The sequence below is a fragment of the Vibrio owensii genome, from assembly GCF_002021755.1.
GTDB lineage: Bacteria > Pseudomonadota > Gammaproteobacteria > Enterobacterales > Vibrionaceae > Vibrio > Vibrio owensii.
In genome coordinates, this window is record NZ_CP019959.1 from 501253 (window position 1) to 517803 (window position 16551).

The window sequence follows — 16551 nt, forward strand, 5'->3', positions numbered from 1 at the left end:
TCAGGGCTAACAGTAGGAACACACAGATGGCAAATACATTGATCGTAGGTGCAGGCTGGTTAGGCACCCCACTTGCACAAACTTTGATTGACCAAGGACATCAAGTTACGGTGACACGTCGAAGCCAAACTAGGCTAGATGAGTTCCCGCTCACTTCCGTTCAACCTGCTCTACTCGATCTCAACGAACCACATTCACAGCAACAGCTTATTGAGCTTATCGAACGACACCGAATTGAACGCATTGTTGGCGCTTTCCCACCAGGATTTCGTAAAGGCAACGGGCAAGAGTACGCACTGCAATGGCAACGCTTAGTCTCAGCAGCCAAACAAAGCAGTGTAAACAAACTGCTCATGGTGAGCTCCACCACGGTATATCCAAACCTTGCTGTCGATATGAAAGAAGAAGACGCCACACTCGCCTTAGCCCAAACGAACGAACACTTCTCAGACAACGCTCGCATCATGCTGCAAGCCGAGCAATACGTGATTGATTCTGGCATCGACTATGCCATCGTTCGTTGCAGTGGGTTGATTGGCTCTGACCGCCACCCTTCTCGCTTTGCAATGCGATTAAAACAAGTGAGCCGTAAGGCCCCTGCAAACATGGTGCATCAAAACGATGCGGTAGCCGCGACAGCTTTCGCGCTTAATCAAATTGATAACGAAGTGGTAAACGCTACAACGCCAAATACCGTCAGCAAAGCAGAGTTTTACCAAGCGGCGATTACCCAAAGCGATTTAGATATAGCACTTCCGCCAGTCACAGAAACCGCCGACAAACGAATCCTAGCAGACAAACTTGTCGCACTTGGCTATCAGTTCCAATTCAATTCAACGCTGGACGCACTATGAAGCTTTATCAACACATTGAAACCCTGTGGGATTACATGCAACTCAAGCAGGAGCTAAAACCTGCCAGCTGCTTATTTGTTATGTGCAGCAATGACTTACGTGTTGCCGAATACGCGGCCAAACTCTACCAACAAAAACTTGCGCCACTCATTGTGTTTTCTGGTGGCGAAGGGCGTTTTACAGATGGCTTGTTTGACAAAAGCGAAGCAGAAACATTCGCAGAAATCGCAAAGCTAGCGGGCGTGCCAAGTGAAGCAATTTTAGTAGAGACAAAATCCAGTAACAGCGGCGAGAACGTTCGCTTCACCGAACAGTTGTTGAAAGAAAAAGGGATTAGCTGTGATTCTCTCATCTTGGTTCAAAAGCCATTTATGGAACGACGCGCCATTGCAACCTTTGAAAAACAGTGGCAATCGCCTTATTCACAACTCCAAGTGACTTCTACTGCGCATCCTTTCTTTGAATACATCAACGAAGAAATGCCCCTGATGATGGTACTGGAAGCATTGATGGAAGATTTTTCTCGTGTGAAGACTTACCCAGAAAAAGGCTTTCAAACAGAACAAGAAATCCCTGCTCACGTTGAATCTTCTTACCAAGCACTGAGAGAAAAGTTCGAATTTGGTCTCGCTTAATCCTTCGTTCAGCGACCAACAATCAGACAATAAAAAAGCCACCGAATTCGGTGGCTTTCTCTTATCTAGATTGGCTTACTTACCAAGTGCTTCTTTGTAGTGCTGACGACAAACCGATACGTAACGGTCGTTACCGCCAATCGCGACTTGATCACCTTCTTTGATTGCAACGCCGTGCTCATCAGTACGGATAACCATGTTTGCCTTGCGACCACAGTGACAAATCGTTTTTAGTTCAACCAATTTGTCTGCCCATGATAATAGGTACTTGCTGCCTTCAAAAAGTTCGCCTAGAAAATCGGTACGAAGACCATAGCAAAGTACCGGGATATGCAGCTTATCAACTACTTCTGTTAGTTGGTAAACCTGTTCTTTCGACAAGAACTGGCACTCATCAATTAGGATACAGTGACGTTTTTCAACTTCATGCAGTGCTGCAATCTCTTGGTAAAGGTTGGTATCTGGACGGAACAAATGCGCGTCTGATTGCAAACCAATACGAGAGCTCACTTTACCTACACCGTAGCGATCATCTAACGCTGCTGTGAAAATCACAGGCGTCATGCCACGTTCTTGGTAGTTAAATGAAGATTGAAGAAGAGTTGTCGATTTACCCGCATTCATTGCCGAGTAATAGAAATACATCTGAGCCACAGAGCACTACCTTCGTTAAAGTTTAGAATTTATAAAAGCTTGTAAAGAAAAGAGCTGAATCATCAGCCCTTTAAAAAGATTCGATTACTTACGACGCCACGTTGTGCCTTCTGGACCATCTTCCAGAACAATGCCCATTTCCGTCAGCTTGTCACGAGCCATATCTGCGTTAGCCCAATCTTTTGCTGCACGAGAATCGTTACGTAGCTTAATTAGTGCTTCGATTTCAGCCACTTCATCGTCGTCGCCTGCATCACCTTTTAGGAATGCTTCTGGATCTTGGTGAAGAATACCGATCACGTCAGCCAGTTCACTCATTAGCGCACCTAGCTCACTCGCTTTCTCTAGGTTTTCTGTCTTCAGACGGTTTACTTCACGCGCCATGTCAAAAAGTACTGAGTAAGCTTCTGGCGTGTTGAAGTCATCGTTCATCGCTGCTGTAAAGCGAGTTACGTATTCTTCACCACCTGCTGGCGCAGCATTTAGATCCAGACCACGTAGAGACGTGTATAGACGCTCAAGAGATGCGCGTGCTTGGTTCAGGTTATCTTCGCTGTAGTTTAGCTGGCTACGGTAATGACCAGACATTAGGAAGTAACGAACGGTCTCAGCATCGTAGTGACCTAGAACGTCGCGGATAGTAAAGAAGTTACCTAAAGACTTAGACATCTTCTCACGGTCTACCATTACCATGCCGCTGTGCATCCATGTGTTCACGTATTGAGTATCGTGTGCACAGCATGATTGCGCGATTTCGTTCTCGTGGTGTGGGAACTGAAGATCAGAACCGCCGCCGTGAATGTCGAAGTGGTTGCCTAGGATTGACGAGTTCATTGCAGAACATTCGATGTGCCAACCTGGACGACCTGGACCCCATGGTGATTCCCATGTTGGTTCACCCGGTTTAGACATCTTCCAAAGTACGAAGTCTAACGGGCTGCGTTTTGCCGTTTCGATATCAACACGCGCACCAGCTTGAAGCTGATCAAGGTCTTGCTTAGACAACTTGCCGTATTCGTTGAACTTACCAACTTCAAACATTACATCGCCATTATCTGCAACGTAAGCAAAACCACGCTCGATTAGTTTTTCAACCAATTCGATGATTTCAGCAATGAACTGTGTCGCACGAGGCTCAACGTCAGGACGTTTCATATTCAGAGCATCGAAGTCAGCATGCATTTCGCCGATAAGACGTTCAGTCAGTGAATCACAAGACTCACCATTTTCTGCAGCACGTTTGATGATTTTGTCATCGATGTCAGTGATGTTACGTACAAATGTTAGGTCATAGCCCAGGTAACGAAGGTAGCGAGACACTACATCGAAAGAAACAAATGTACGACCGTGACCGATGTGACAGAGATCGTAGATGGTAACTCCACAGACATACATGCCAACTTTACCGGCTGTAATTGGTTTGAATTCCTCTTTCTGTCTTGTGAGTGTGTTATATATCTTTAACATGATCTCTATCTATGCTTGTGAATGAATTACGAGAAGAAGGAGTATAACAACTCCGACCTTATTAGGTAATAGCAATTAACGGATAAAACGATAATCGGCTAAACTTCAAGCACAAAGCGTATATTTTCATTGTCCTGAGTTTTCCATGCGTATTAACTTAGGCTAGAATCCCTCTTTGAATACAACACAGTAAAGGAAAATAGCATGATCACCCTTCACACTAATTTTGGTGACATCAAGATTCAACTAAACGAAGAGAAAGCGCCAGAAACTAGCGCAAACTTCCTTCAATACTGCCGCGACGGTTTCTACGACAACACGCTTTTCCACCGTGTTATTGACGGCTTCATGATCCAAGGTGGTGGTATGGAGTCTGGTCTACGTGAAAAAGCTACACGTGCACCTATCAAGAACGAAGCAAACAACGGCCTTAGCAACAAAGTGGGTACACTTGCTATGGCACGTACTATGGAGCCGCATTCAGCAAGCTCTCAGTTCTTCATCAACGTAAACAACAACACATTCCTAGATTTCCGTAGCGAAAGCCTAGACGGTTGGGGTTACTGTGTATTCGGTGAAGTAATCGAAGGCATGGACATCGTGAACAAGATCAAAGGTGTTAGCACTGGTTCTTACGGCATGCACCAAGACGTACCTCTAGAAGACGTGATGATCACTGGTACTACAATCGAAGAGTAATTCTTTAGAATTGCTATTAAGAGATAAGTTTGTGGGGAGGCTTAGCCTCCCCTTATTTCTATGACGACATTATTTATATCTGATCTCCACCTTACTCCTTCTCGTCCAGACATTACGGAATGTTTCGTGACGTTCATGCGTAATGAAGCGATCCATGCCGACGCACTGTACGTGCTTGGTGATTTGTTCGAGTTCTGGATTGGTGACGATGACAACACCCCTTTTGCAGACCAAATCCGCGCAGAATTTAAAGCACTGACGGATACCGGTGTGCCAACTTTTTTCATCCAAGGCAATCGAGATTTTTTACTCGGGAAACGCTTTTGCAAAGAAACTGGAATGACATTACTCGATGATGTCTGCACGATTGATCTTTATGGTCAAAAAGCCGTAATCCTACATGGCGATACACTTTGCATTGACGATGTGAAATACCAAGAGTTTAGAAAAACCGTTCACAAGCCATGGCTACAATGGTTGTTCAATCGCATTCCATGGTTCGTTAAGAAAAGAATTGTCGCTAAAGTTCAATCTGACATTAGAGACGACAAAAAAAACAAGTCTCTCGACATCATGGACGTCAACCAAGGCGAAGTTGAGCGAGTATTGTCTCAAAATTGCGTCAACTTGATGATTCATGGTCACACGCATCGACCAAATACACATATTTTTGAGCTAAATGGTGCTAAAAACACTCGTATTGTTTTAGGCGATTGGTATACCCAAGGCTCAGTTTTAAAAGTAAATTCTGACCATTTTGACTTGCAAACACGACCGTTTGACACAGAATTGAAGTAAAGCATGTCGAGCGTGTTGAAGATTGACGCGCAAAGCATAGAAATTTTGAAAAAAATCGCTATTATCGTATTACTCAGTTAAACAGAACATAGTACCGCATTGAAGTATTCATACGTAGCTCGCCAGCCGATATTGGACAGAGAAAAGCGTACCATAGGGTATGAGCTTCTCTTCCGTGACGGTCCGAAAAATACCTTCCCAGAAGTAGAACCTGAGCTGGCTACTAGTCGACTTCTATCTGATCATTTCCTTACCACACACTACAGTACTCTGGGTGACAAACTCGGCTTTGTTAATTTTCCTTACCAAAGCTTGGTTAACCTCGTTCCTACCCTGTTTCCTAACGAATCATTAGTTGTTGAGGTATTAGAAGATTGTGAGCCGACTGATGAACTGCTTCATGCGATAAAACAACTGCATGCATCTGGGTATCGCGTTGCGTTAGATGACTTTGTTCCAACTAAAGCTTGGAAGCGGTTTTTACCTTACGTCGCGATAATCAAATTCGACATTCGCTTAATACCGATCGAAAAAGCGGCCATTTACATTCAGTCGTTAGGGCACTTTGGCATTGATTTCTTAGCCGAAAAGGTCGAAACCTATGAAGAGTTTGAACAAGCGATGGACGCAGGTTTTGACTTCTTCCAAGGATACTTTTTCAGTAAGCCTGAAATGATTCAGAAGAAGCGCCTCAATCCCGCGTTTCTAACGGTAATTCAACTATGTAAAGAGATCGCAGATAAACCTATCGACTTTAATGAAGTCGAGCGTTTGTTCTCTATTGATGTCACTCTATCGTACAAGCTACTGACTTATGTAAACTCGGGTTACACGCTCACAACGAAGATCAAATCGTTCCGACAAGCATTAGTGTACCTTGGTGAAGACCGTTTAAGACGTTTCATTTCACTTGTCGCGATTGCTTCGGTGCATGAAGACAAGCCTGACTCTCTCTATTCATTAGCGATTCAACGTGCACGGATGTGTGAGATTCTGTTGAGTCAAATGCACACCAAGTACGATCCTGGTCAGGCGTTTCTTACTGGAATGTTTTCACTGTTGGGCTCTCTCCTCGATCAACCTCTTGAAGATGTGATCAGTGATATTCCAGTCGATGAAGAAATCAAACATGCCTTAACCGGACACAAGGGCGTTTTGGGTTACCTTCTATCTATGATCATCGCTTACGAGAAAGCAGATTGGGAAATGACAGAGAAATACTGTACCGCCCTAAAACTCACTGAGCCACAATTAGCCAAAGCGTTTAGCCAATCCACAGCTTGGGCTCAAGAACTGCTGTCTCAAACGCCCTAAACCGCTATAATGCCCCAAAGAATACCTGCGACCTCACTTATGTGAGGTTGTTTGTTTTTACCGCTTAATTAATCGAGATTTCATTTTATGGTTTCTTCTTGTCCTTGCGGCTCTAACCGCACCTACCAACAGTGTTGTGAAATTGCCCACAATAACCACGCTGACGTCACCACTCCGGAGCAGCTAATGCGCTCTCGTTACAGTGCGCATGTGTTAGGTCTAGTGGATTACGTGGTAAACACGTACCACCCAAGCTGTAATGCAGAAGAGCAACGTGAAGGCATTGCCCAATCCATCGACAGCGATTGGTGCAAGCTTGAGGTAGTAAAAGCGGAAGCGAGCAGCAACGAGAATGAAGGTTTTGTTGAATTCAACGCTTACTTTGATGAAGACGGCAAACGCTACTGCATGACCGAGCGTTCTCGTTTCGTGAAAGAAGATGGGCTTTGGTACTACATTGACGGTACATTTCCTGAAGAAGAGCCAGAAGATGAACCAGTACAAGATCCGCGTTTGAACCAACCAGTAAGCAGTCTAAAGGTCGGTCGCAACGACCCGTGTATCTGTGGAAGCGGTAAGAAATTTAAGAAGTGTTGTGGGTAAGATCATCCACGCTTAGCTTATTGAGCTCGCTTTAATCAGATTCCTGATCTCGCTTAGACTCGTCGGAATGACGTGAATATATGTGTCTATTTGAAGTAAATAACTCTACTGCAGCGCCATTAGAAAATATACCGTCATTCTGAACAGCGAGGAACGAGTGTGATTCAGAGTCTAATCGCTACTAGCACTGTTGCCGGGTTTTCCCCCGAATCAAGAACACTAAAGTAAAAAAGCCCCTAGGCTCGAGAGCATAGGGGCTTTCATTTATCTATAGCAGGTTTATTTATGACGCTCTTTCAGTTTATTCACTACGTCATTCATCGATAAGCCTTGGTCTTGAAGCAATACCAGCAAGTGGTAAACCAAGTCTGCTGATTCACACACTAGCTCCGCCTTATCACCCGACGTCGCCGCAAGCGCGACTTCAACGCCTTCTTCGCCCACTTTTTGCGAAATACGCTTGGTGCCACGGGCATAAAGACTGGCAGTATAAGAGGAATCTGGGTCGGCACTCTTGCGGGCAGCCAATAGCTGCTCAAGTTGATGAAGCCACACCATTTGTGACTCCTCTTGAGGGTCCACATCCCAGCAAGTTGTGTTACCCAAGTGACACGTAGGGCCAATGGGATTCACTTTCACCAGTAGCGTATCGTTGTCGCAATCGAGCTGCATGTTCACTAGTTGCAATACGTTGCCGGATGTCTCACCTTTCGTCCAAAGACGTTGCTTGGTACGAGAGAAGAACGTCACTTGACCTGTTTCACCCGTTTTTGCCAACGCATCTTGGTTCATGTAACCCATCATCAGCACTTGGCTTGATTGGAAATCTTGTACGATGGCAGGTACCAGACCATCCACCTTTTCCCAGTTGATTCGCTCAGCTAGCGAACTTACTTCGGCGGCTTTCACACTCATAGTCGTACCTCAATGCCTTGTTGTTTCAAATACTGCTTTAGTTCACCAATATTGATGACTTGCTTGTGGAATACCGATGCGGCAAGCGCGCCATCCACATTTGCTTTTTGGTAGGCTTCTGCGAAGTGCTCCATGGCACCTGCACCACCCGATGCAATCAATGGCACGTTACACACTTCACGCACCATATTAAGTTGTTCAATATCGTAGCCGTTACGCACGCCGTCTTGGTTCATCATGTTCAGTACAATTTCACCAGCGCCGCGTTTTTGTACTTCTTGCACCCAATCACGCGTTTCCCATTGAGTTGCTTTGGTGCGTTCTTCATCACCAGTAAACTGGTAAACCTGATACTTACCTGTCTTTTTGTCGTAGTATGAATCGATACCAACGACGATACATTGCACACCAAACTTATCAGCAAGGTCAGTAATCAGTTGCGGGTTCGCCAATGCAGGTGAGTTGATAGACACTTTGTCTGCACCAAACTCAAGAATGCGCGCTGCATCTTCCGCTGATTTAATACCACCAGCGACACAGAAAGGAATATCAATCACTTCTGCAACGCGAGCGACCCAACTTTTATCTACGACACGACCATCACTTGAAGCGGTAATATCGTAGAACACAAGCTCGTCAGCGCCCTCTTCCGCATAACGCTGTGCCAGAGGAACGATGTCGCCAATGATCTCGTGATTACGGAACTGAACGCCCTTTACCACTTGTCCATCACGAACATCAAGACATGGAATTATTCGCTTTGCCAGCATGCAAACGCCTCCTCTGCTGTGAATTTACCATCTAACAGTGCACGACCAACAATCACACCAGCCACACCGCTGCCTTTTAGCGCTTCGATATCTGCTAATGAGCCAATGCCACCTGAAGATTGAAACTGCACTTGTGGGTACTGTTTGCATAGGTCAACGTAAAGCTCTACGTTTGAGCCTTCTAGCGTACCGTCACGAGAAATGTCCGTACAAAGCACGTGCTGCAAACCTACCGTTAGGTAATCGTTGATCAGAGCTTCGATAGTCACGCCTGAGTCTTCTTGCCAACCAGAGATCGCCACTTTACGCGTGCCGTCTTGATCGATGTTGATGTCTAGCGCGAGAACGATTTTCTCTGCGCCGTATTTTTCCATCCAACCTTTCACAAGCTCTGGCTGTTTTACTGCTGTAGAACCAACAACAACACGCTGAGCACCCGCTTCTAGCAGGTCAATCACGTCTTGCTCTGTACGTACGCCGCCACCGATTTGGATGTTCGCTGGCGTGCTTGCTAGTAGCTTTGCAATCAAATCAAGCTGGCGTGCTGTCGTGTCTTTCGCGCCAGTTAAATCCACCAAGTGCAGCCAGTTAGCACCCGCTTGGTGGTACAAGTTGAACTGCTCTGCTGGGTCGACTTTGTACTCGGTTACTTGGCCATAATCACCTTGATAAAGGCGAACCACCTGTCCTTCAATTAAATCAAGAGCTGGAATAATCACACTAAATCCCTTTTATAATTCTAAGAAGTTTTGAATAAGCTTCGCGCCCGCTTTTGAAGAACGCTCAGGGTGGAATTGCACGCCGTAGTAGTTACCGCTTTGTACTGCTGCTGTGAACGGGTTGCCGTACTCGCATTCCGCAATCGTGTAATCCCCAACAGGCATTGCAAAGCTGTGCACGAAGTAGAAGTACTCACCTTCTTCAATACCTTTGAAAAGTGGATTACCTGCTTTTGCAGACACTGTATTCCAACCCATGTGCGGCAGCGGCAAATCGCCTGTTTGTAGTAGCTTCACTTCGCCATCACAAAGCCCAAGACACTCAACCAACTCGTCGGCTTTCTGCCCTTTCTCTTGAGACACTTTGCCCAACAGTTGCATACCTAAACAGATACCTAACAACGGCTTTTCTACCTGTTTTACCAAGCTGATAAGATCGCGTTCTTCTAGGTTCTTCATCGCTTCGCTGGCGGTTCCCACACCCGGTAGGAATAGCTTATCTGCCGACAATACGACTTGCGGATCTTTTGAAATAGTTACGTCATAGCCTAGGCGTTCAATAGCAAACTTCACCGAAGAGACGTTGGCACAGCCAGTATCGATAATGACAACTTTCTGTTCTGTCACTGTTTTTCTCCTTGCTAAGGTTAGCCTTAAAGCACGCCTTTACTACTTGGTAGCTCAGTGCCTTCTACTTTAATTGCTTGGCGCAAAGTACGACCAAACGCTTTAAACAAGCTTTCAATGATGTGGTGATCATTGTTGCCCGCAGAAGACAGGTGCAGCGTACACGCTAGGGTGTCAGTCAGAGATCGGAAGAAGTGAACTACCATCTCTGTTGAAAGATCACCCACTTGCTCACGGCTGAATTGCGCGTCGAACTTAAGGTAAGGACGACCAGATAGGTCTAGTGCGCATTGTGCCAAACACTCATCCATTGGAAGGCTAAAGCCAAAGCGACCAATACCACGCTTGTCACCCAGTGCTTCTTTCAACGCTTGACCCAACGCAAGAGCGGTATCTTCTACCGTGTGGTGATCATCAATGTGCAGGTCACCTTCCACTTTGCACACCATTTGGAATCCACCGTGCGTCGCAATTTGATCCAACATGTGGTCAAAGAAGCCAAGACCTGTAGAAATATCGTTACCGCCTTGCTCATCAAGATTAACGAATACTTTGATGTCTGTTTCTTTTGTGGTGCGAACCACTTCAGCAACGCGTGCCTTCACCGTCAGATCTTTTAGGATCTGTTTCCAACCCATGGTTTCTGGGTTGTATTGAATGCCACGAATTGCCATGTTTTCTGCAAGTTGAAGATCGGTTTGACGATCGCCAATCACAACGGAGTTTTGGAAATCCACTTTGCCACCTTGAAGGTACTCTTTTACCAAGCCCAGTTTAGGCTTACGGCAAGAGCAGTTATCTTCATCGAAGTGAGGACAAATCAGCACGTCATCAAACTTCACACCTTGAGACTCAAAGATCTCCATCATCATGTTGTGTGGTGCATCAAAATCAGCTTGTGGGTAGCTGTCGGTACCCAAACCATCTTGGTTCGTGACCATCACTAAACGGTATCCTGCATCCTGCAACGACAACAGGCTTGGGATAACAAATGGCTCTAGCTTTAGTTTGTCTAAACGGTCTACTTGAAAATCAATCGGCGGCTCAACAATTAAGGTGCCATCACGATCAATAAAAAGGATTTTTTGTTGTTTGCTCACTCGGGAACTTCCTTATTGCTATTCTTTTGGCGCTCCCGCTATTGAGCGAGAGCGATTAATTTGTCTCTACTTATGCGAAGTAGTTTCTAATAAATCCAAGCGTTTTTTCACACTCGTCGCGGTTACCAACACTGATACGTACACAGTTCTCAATTGGCGAGTTACGCAAAATAATGCCCGTATCCCAAGCCGCTTTGAAAAGATCATCGCCATCTGGGAATTTCACCAATAGGTAGTTCCCCCACCCTTCAAACACTTCCAAACCCGGAATCATTGAAAGGCCAACTTGCAAGTAAGCACGGTTTGCATTCAGATCAAGAACTTGGAACTTCGCTCGCGCTAAACCAGCTTCCGAAAGCGCCTGAGTCGCAATTTCTGCCACTGGAACCGGGACTGGGTAAGGTGCGATAACTTTAAGAAGTACATTAATCAGCTCTTCGTTCGCAAGCGTAAATCCACAACGCAGACCAGCAAGCGCGAAAGCTTTCGACAGAGTACGCAAAATCGCAAGATTCGGGTATTGCGCCAGTAGGTCTACCGTTGACGCTTCTGGACAAAAATCGATGTACGCTTCATCCATCACCACGATTGCACGGTCTTTTGTCATCTCAAGCAGAGACACAATGTCCTCACGCTTAACCAAGTTACCTGTTGGGTTGTTTGGCGAACATACAAAAACCAGTTTCACGTTATCCAGATTGGCTTCGATGCCTGCAAGGTCTAGTTGCCAATCTGACGTTAGCGGCACGGTTTTGCGCTCTACACCGATGGTTTCTGCACTGATGGCGTACATACCGTAAGTCGGTGGGCAGTAAAGAATCGCATCTTCACCCGGCTCACAGAAAGCGCGGATCAATAGTTCAATGCCTTCATCTGCACCGCGAGAAGTCAGCGTTTGTTCTGGTTTCACACCCGCATACGCTGCGTAAGCGGAAATCAGTTCTTTCGGTTGGCATTCGCTGTAACGATTAAGACGAGCAAAGTCTGTTTTGTATTCATTATTGAATGGTGATTCGTTGGCGTTCAGCCATACGTCACCTGTACCACCAATTCGACGAGCCGACATATAAGGGGTAAGTTGTTGGACTTGTTTGCGCGCTAGCTTTTCCATCTCAATATCCTCTTACTTAGCTGCCAGTTTTTCTACGCGAATGGTCACTGCACGTTTGTGCGCATCCAGACCTTCTGCTTCCGCCATGGTTACCACAGTTGGTGCAAGGTTCTTTAGGCCATCAGCAGACAGTTCTTGAACCGTCATACGCTTGGAGAAATCGGCCAAACCTAAGCTTGAATACGTGCGTGTGTAACCATAAGTAGGAAGAACGTGGTTGGTGCCCGATGCGTAATCACCTGCTGATTCAGGCGACCAATCACCAAGGAAGATAGAACCTGCGTTATCTAATAGAGGTAGAAGCTCGCGTGGGTTCTTAGTCTGAACAATTAAGTGCTCAGGACCGTAGTAATTCGAAATGGAAACCGATTGAGTAAGAGACTCGGCAATGATGATCAAGCTTGAAGCCAATGCTTGCTCGGCGATGTCCGCACGAGATAGCTCCTTAAGCTGACGTTGAACCGCATCCGTCACTTGATCAGCAATAACAGGAGAAGGAGTCACAAGTACCACTTGAGAATCAGGACCGTGCTCTGCTTGGCTCAAAAGATCCGCAGCGATAAAGTCTGCATCTGCGGTTTCATCGGCAATCACAAGCACTTCAGACGGCCCTGCAGGCATATCAATCGCAGCACCGCGGAAATCATTGCTAACCTGACGTTTTGCTTCTGTCACATAAGCGTTACCTGGACCAAAGATCTTATCAACTTTAGATACAGTCTCTGTGCCGTAAGCCATTGCAGCAACCGCTTGGCCACCGCCGACGTTATACACTTCATCAATACCGCACAGTTTCGCTACGTACAGAATCTCGTCAGCGATTGGCGGTGGAGAACAAAGCACCACTTTACGACAACCCGCAATTTTTGCAGGAACGCCTAGCATTAGAACAGTCGAAGGCAATGGCGCACTACCGCCAGGAATGTACAAACCCACTTTTTGAATTGGGCGCGTTACCTGCTCACAAAGAACGCCCGGCTGAGTTTCTACTTTAATTGGTTGTGGCTTTTGTGCTTTGTGAAACTTCGAGATGTTTGCATAAGCTTGCTCAAGCGCACCTTTCATCTTCTCAGAAAGGCGAGCAGATGCTTCATCGATTTCTTGCGCTGATACACGAATGGATTCCGGCTTCACACGGTCAAACTTCTCAGTCAGCTCCAATAATGCAGCATCACCTTCTTTGCGAACTTTTGCGATTACTTCTGAAACCGCAGCAGTGATGTTTGCGCCTTCTGCGATTGCCGGACGTTCTAGAATCGAGTCTTGTTGAGTTTCACTCAGCGATTGCCATACAACTGTTCTCATTGCGATTACTCCATCATTTTTTCAATTGGTAGTACCAGAATTGAGCTCGCACCCAGTTCCTTTAGCTGTTCCATGGTTTCCCAGAACAGGTTTTCAGTACTTACCAAATGAACCGCAACTTTTTGCTTGTCAGCAGATAGAGGTAATACCGTTGGGTCTTCTGCGCCAGGAAGCAATGCTTTGATTTGGTCTAGCTTCTCAGCTGGTGCATGTAGCATGATGTACTTAGACTCTTTCGCTTGTTGTACGCCTTGCATACGAGTCAGAAGTTTTTCGATTAGCGCGACTTTATCTGCATCAAATTCGCCGGTGCGTTGAATCAGTGTCGCTTTTGATTTGAAGATGATTTCTGCTTCTTTAAGACCGTTCGCTTCCAACGTCGCACCAGTAGAGACTAAGTCAGCGATCGCATCAGCAAGACCAGCGCGAGGTGCTACTTCTACAGAGCCTGTCAGCATACATGTTGAGAAAGGAACGCCCGCTTCATCCATGTAAGCTTTTAGCAGTTGCGGGTATGTGGTTGCGATACGTTTGCCCGCTAGATCTTGAGGACCGTTGTACTCTTCGTCTTTATTGATTGCGATAGACAAACGGCAGCCACCGAAATCTAGACGGCGAAGTGGAACAAATTCACATGGCTCGCCAAGCGCCTTACGATCAAGGCGAACTTCTTCAAGTTCATTTTCACCAATAAAGCCAAGGTCAACAACGCCATCCATAATTAGACCAGGAATATCGTCGTCACGAACCAAAAGTAAATCAATTGGCATATTTTCAGAATGAACAACTAAGCGCTCACCCATCACGTTGAATTTCACGCCGCATTTTTTAAGTAGAGCTTGGCTCTCTTTACTAAGACGACCTTTTTTCTGAATTGCAATTCTTAAGCGTTGTGTTTGCATTGCTTTATCCCTGTGCCAGATTCGGTAATTTAAATATTTTATAAACCAGTAAAACTAAAAAACCCTCGAGAGATTTTGGTCTCCCGAGGGTTTGAAATCTGTTTTCACTTTGATTTTCACCTCCGGGAGTTTCCTATCTCCCGGGTATGCGTGCATCTCCCGAAAGACTAAATTGGGTGATGATGGTGATGAATGTTCATTACAAAATTACGCATACTTATTTCAAGGCTCTTCTCATTTGCTTTGTTAGTAACCACACTAACTAAGCTGATTACTTTTTTCAACCCTTAATTTTAAAAAAAATCGAATTGTATAATACAAATAAAAAAGGAGGCCGAAGCCTCCTATAATTTTACTTTTTAATTCAGTGAATTACGCACTCTGGCAAGATGCCATTTTTGACTTTGAAAGCCATGACAAAATCGCGCAAACGATAACGAATGTAATCGACGCTGCGATGAAAGAGAACGCAATTGAAGCTGTCATACCAAGAGCAATAAAGCCCACGCATGAAACAAGCGCGACTGATAATGCATAAGGTAACTGTGTTGATACGTGATCGATGTGGTTACAACGTGCACCAGTCGATGACAAGATCGTCGTATCTGAGATTGGTGAACAGTGGTCACCGAATACCGCACCAGCAAGAACCGCACTTAGCATCGGTAGCATTAGCGCTACGTCTGTTGCGCCAGCCATGTCACCCGCGATTGGTAGCATGATGCCGAACGTACCCCATGAAGTACCTGTTGAGAACGCCATTAGGCCAGATAACAAGAATAGGATAACTGGTAGCCAGTGTGGGTTAATGTTGCCTTGTGCCATTGTAGATAGGTAAGAACCTGTCTTCATGTCACCGATAACAGAACCGATAGTCCAAGCAAACACTAGGATTAGGATTGCACCAAACATTGATTTAGCACCAATCCAAAGCGTACGTGCAATCTCTACCATTGGTATGCCTTGCTTAATTACAGTGAACAATGCCACTGCAAGACCAAGCAAACTACCGTAAATAAGAGAAGTACCAACATCTGTGTTCTCAAACGCACCTAGAAGCGCAAATTCTTTACCATCTGCTGCTAGTGCTTGACCACCGGTGTAAAGCATCGAAGCGATCGTAGCAATGATAAGCGTAACAATTGGAAGTACTAAGTCAGATACCTTGCCCTTCTCGCTTTCACGGATATCTAGCTCTTCGTTAAGCTCATGCGCTTCTTGAGTATCGTTTTCTTTATCTTTGTCAAAACCGCGACCTTGAGAAGCTGCGATTTCGTGCTCACGCATCTTACCAATGTCTAGACCAAACCACGCCACTGCAAATACCATTAGTAGAGCAAATACCGCGTAGAAGTTCATAGGAATAAGACGAACGTAAGCACCAAGAGCAGAGTACTCAGTGATACCGTGTGACACCAAGATGCCGCCGATAATAGTAATGATGTAAGCACCCCAACTAGAAGCAGGCATGATCACACACATTGGTGCAGCGGTTGAGTCAAGGATGTACGCAAGTTTAGCGCGAGACACATAGAAACGGTCAGTCACTGGGCGAGAGATCGCACCAACAGCAAGACTGTTAAAGTAATCGTCGACAAAAATGAACACGCCAAGGAAGGCTGCAAGAAGTTTAGAGCCGCGTTTACTTTTCACTCGTGTTTGCGCCCACTCAGCGAAAGCTCGAGTACCACCAGAAAGTGTTAACAGCGCAGTGGTCATTCCCAATAGGATAAGGAAGCCAACAATACTCATGTTCCAAGTGTTGATACCACCGTCTTCAATAAAGACAGAAGAAACTTGAGAACTTACATAACCTACCGTGTTACCGATAGACCAATCGTTAAGTAGAACCGCACCAAGTACGATACCTACACCAAGAGAAACTAAAACACGTCGAGTTAGAATCGCCAGCGTCAGCGCGACAATAGGCGGTAATAACGAAACAGGAGAATGTGCAAAATCTATTAAATTCATGATCTTCAAAAACCAAAGTTTGGCTAGAGATCTACTGCAGACAAGTCACGTAGCATACGATACGTGCTCATGTTGAACTTAGCGACAGGGAAGCGAACACTTCA

At 45.6% G+C, this 16551-nt stretch carries 17 protein-coding genes and 1 other annotated feature; of the genes, 6 read left to right on the plus strand and 11 right to left on the minus strand.

The annotated features are described in order from the left end of the window. Positions 1-26: 26 nt before the first annotated feature. Both A9237_RS02170 and A9237_RS02175 read left to right on the plus strand, forming a co-directional pair. Positions 27-854 carry an NAD(P)H-binding protein gene (locus A9237_RS02170; protein ID WP_078607497.1) on the plus strand — a complete coding sequence of 276 codons (828 nt, stop codon included), beginning with the start codon at positions 27-29 and terminating at the stop codon, positions 852-854. Next, entirely contained in the window at positions 851-1489 is a 639-nt protein-coding gene (locus A9237_RS02175; RefSeq protein ID WP_045413750.1) for a YdcF family protein, read from the plus strand. Before A9237_RS02170 ends, A9237_RS02175 begins: the two co-directional genes overlap by 4 nt. A 75-nt stretch (positions 1490-1564) precedes the next feature. Here the strand turns inward: A9237_RS02175 and A9237_RS02180 are convergent, their stop codons facing one another. Then, positions 1565-2143 carry a thymidine kinase gene (locus A9237_RS02180; protein WP_005450744.1) on the minus strand — a complete coding sequence of 193 codons (579 nt, stop codon included), beginning with the start codon at positions 2141-2143 and terminating at the stop codon, positions 1565-1567. Positions 2144-2227: 84 nt separating this feature from the next. After that, positions 2228-3610 carry a cysteine--tRNA ligase gene (gene cysS, locus A9237_RS02185; protein WP_078607499.1) on the minus strand — a complete coding sequence of 461 codons (1383 nt, stop codon included), beginning with the start codon at positions 3608-3610 and terminating at the stop codon, positions 2228-2230. A 204-nt stretch (positions 3611-3814) separates the two neighbouring features. Here cysS and A9237_RS02190 point away from each other — a divergent pair, with 204 nt between their 5' ends. The 4 genes from A9237_RS02190 (at position 3815) to A9237_RS02205 (ending at position 7024) form a co-directional block, all read left to right on the plus strand. Then, positions 3815-4309, plus strand: a complete 495-nt coding sequence (locus A9237_RS02190) for a peptidylprolyl isomerase (protein WP_005437228.1) — start codon at positions 3815-3817, stop codon at positions 4307-4309. Positions 4310-4369: 60 nt separating this feature from the next. Beyond that, on the plus strand, positions 4370-5107 hold the full coding sequence (lpxH, locus tag A9237_RS02195; protein WP_045478685.1) for a UDP-2,3-diacylglucosamine diphosphatase: 738 nt from the start codon (positions 4370-4372) through the stop codon (positions 5105-5107). A 99-nt stretch (positions 5108-5206) separates the two neighbouring features. Next, positions 5207-6421: an EAL and HDOD domain-containing protein gene (locus A9237_RS02200; RefSeq protein ID WP_032802676.1), complete on the plus strand. Its 1215-nt coding sequence runs from the start codon at positions 5207-5209 to the stop codon at positions 6419-6421. An 87-nt stretch (positions 6422-6508) separates the two neighbouring features. Further along, positions 6509-7024 carry a YchJ family protein gene (locus A9237_RS02205; RefSeq protein WP_078607501.1) on the plus strand — a complete coding sequence of 172 codons (516 nt, stop codon included), beginning with the start codon at positions 6509-6511 and terminating at the stop codon, positions 7022-7024. 279 nt (positions 7025-7303) lie between these two features. On the opposite strand, the gene hisIE is transcribed toward A9237_RS02205, so the two are convergent. The 9 genes from hisIE to tet(35) form a co-directional block, all read right to left on the minus strand. Further along, a complete protein-coding gene (gene hisIE, locus A9237_RS02210) occupies positions 7304-7939 on the minus strand; it encodes a bifunctional phosphoribosyl-AMP cyclohydrolase/phosphoribosyl-ATP diphosphatase HisIE (RefSeq protein ID WP_020196969.1) in 636 nt (211 codons plus the stop codon). Beyond that, positions 7936-8709 carry an imidazole glycerol phosphate synthase subunit HisF gene (gene hisF / locus A9237_RS02215; protein ID WP_078607503.1) on the minus strand — a complete coding sequence of 258 codons (774 nt, stop codon included), beginning with the start codon at positions 8707-8709 and terminating at the stop codon, positions 7936-7938. The genes hisIE and hisF overlap by 4 nt, the downstream gene beginning before the upstream one ends. After that, the gene (hisA, locus tag A9237_RS02220) at positions 8691-9428 is read right to left on the minus strand and encodes a 1-(5-phosphoribosyl)-5-[(5-phosphoribosylamino)methylideneamino]imidazole-4-carboxamide isomerase (RefSeq protein WP_005390889.1); all 738 of its coding nucleotides are present in this window, start codon (positions 9426-9428) and stop codon (positions 8691-8693) included. Before hisA ends, hisF begins: the two co-directional genes overlap by 19 nt. Before the next feature lie 12 nt (positions 9429-9440). Next, complete coding sequence (gene hisH / locus A9237_RS02225) at positions 9441-10055, minus strand: imidazole glycerol phosphate synthase subunit HisH (protein ID WP_005389830.1); 615 nt, start codon at positions 10053-10055, stop codon at positions 9441-9443. A 26-nt stretch (positions 10056-10081) separates the two neighbouring features. After that, positions 10082-11155 carry a bifunctional histidinol-phosphatase/imidazoleglycerol-phosphate dehydratase HisB gene (hisB, locus tag A9237_RS02230; protein WP_005389832.1) on the minus strand — a complete coding sequence of 358 codons (1074 nt, stop codon included), beginning with the start codon at positions 11153-11155 and terminating at the stop codon, positions 10082-10084. A 70-nt stretch (positions 11156-11225) separates the two neighbouring features. After that, a complete protein-coding gene (gene hisC / locus A9237_RS02235) occupies positions 11226-12266 on the minus strand; it encodes a histidinol-phosphate transaminase (protein WP_078607504.1) in 1041 nt (346 codons plus the stop codon). Positions 12267-12278: 12 nt separating this feature from the next. Beyond that, positions 12279-13571, minus strand: coding sequence for a histidinol dehydrogenase (gene hisD, locus A9237_RS02240; protein WP_005437216.1), 1293 nt, complete (start codon positions 13569-13571; stop codon positions 12279-12281). A gap of 5 nt (positions 13572-13576) precedes the next feature. Next, a complete protein-coding gene (hisG, locus tag A9237_RS02245) occupies positions 13577-14473 on the minus strand; it encodes an ATP phosphoribosyltransferase (protein WP_020196974.1) in 897 nt (298 codons plus the stop codon). Between the two features lie 53 nt (positions 14474-14526). Continuing rightward, positions 14527-14665, minus strand: a sequence feature (His leader region). A 180-nt stretch (positions 14666-14845) separates the two neighbouring features. After that, positions 14846-16447 carry a tetracycline efflux Na+/H+ antiporter family transporter Tet(35) gene (tet(35), locus tag A9237_RS02250; RefSeq protein WP_078607506.1) on the minus strand — a complete coding sequence of 534 codons (1602 nt, stop codon included), beginning with the start codon at positions 16445-16447 and terminating at the stop codon, positions 14846-14848. Positions 16448-16551 lie beyond the last annotated feature (104 nt).

Bases quoted from the DNA above. Each gene is read 5' to 3' on its own strand.
- A9237_RS02170 (WP_078607497.1), top strand. From the start codon at position 27: ATGGCAAATACATTGATCGTAGGTGCAGGCTGGTTAGGCACCCCACTT.
- A9237_RS02175 (WP_045413750.1), top strand. From the start codon at position 851: ATGAAGCTTTATCAACACATTGAAACCCTGTGGGATTACATGCAACTC.
- cysS (WP_078607499.1), bottom strand. From the start codon at position 3,610: ATGTTAAAGATATATAACACACTCACAAGACAGAAAGAGGAATTCAAA.
- A9237_RS02190 (WP_005437228.1), top strand. From the start codon at position 3,815: ATGATCACCCTTCACACTAATTTTGGTGACATCAAGATTCAACTAAAC.
- lpxH (WP_045478685.1), top strand. From the start codon at position 4,370: ATGACGACATTATTTATATCTGATCTCCACCTTACTCCTTCTCGTCCA.
- A9237_RS02205 (WP_078607501.1), top strand. From the start codon at position 6,509: ATGGTTTCTTCTTGTCCTTGCGGCTCTAACCGCACCTACCAACAGTGT.
- hisIE (WP_020196969.1), bottom strand. From the start codon at position 7,939: ATGAGTGTGAAAGCCGCCGAAGTAAGTTCGCTAGCTGAGCGAATCAAC.
- hisF (WP_078607503.1), bottom strand. From the start codon at position 8,709: ATGCTGGCAAAGCGAATAATTCCATGTCTTGATGTTCGTGATGGACAA.
- hisC (WP_078607504.1), bottom strand. From the start codon at position 12,266: ATGGAAAAGCTAGCGCGCAAACAAGTCCAACAACTTACCCCTTATATG.
- hisD (WP_005437216.1), bottom strand. From the start codon at position 13,571: ATGAGAACAGTTGTATGGCAATCGCTGAGTGAAACTCAACAAGACTCG.
- hisG (WP_020196974.1), bottom strand. From the start codon at position 14,473: ATGCAAACACAACGCTTAAGAATTGCAATTCAGAAAAAAGGTCGTCTT.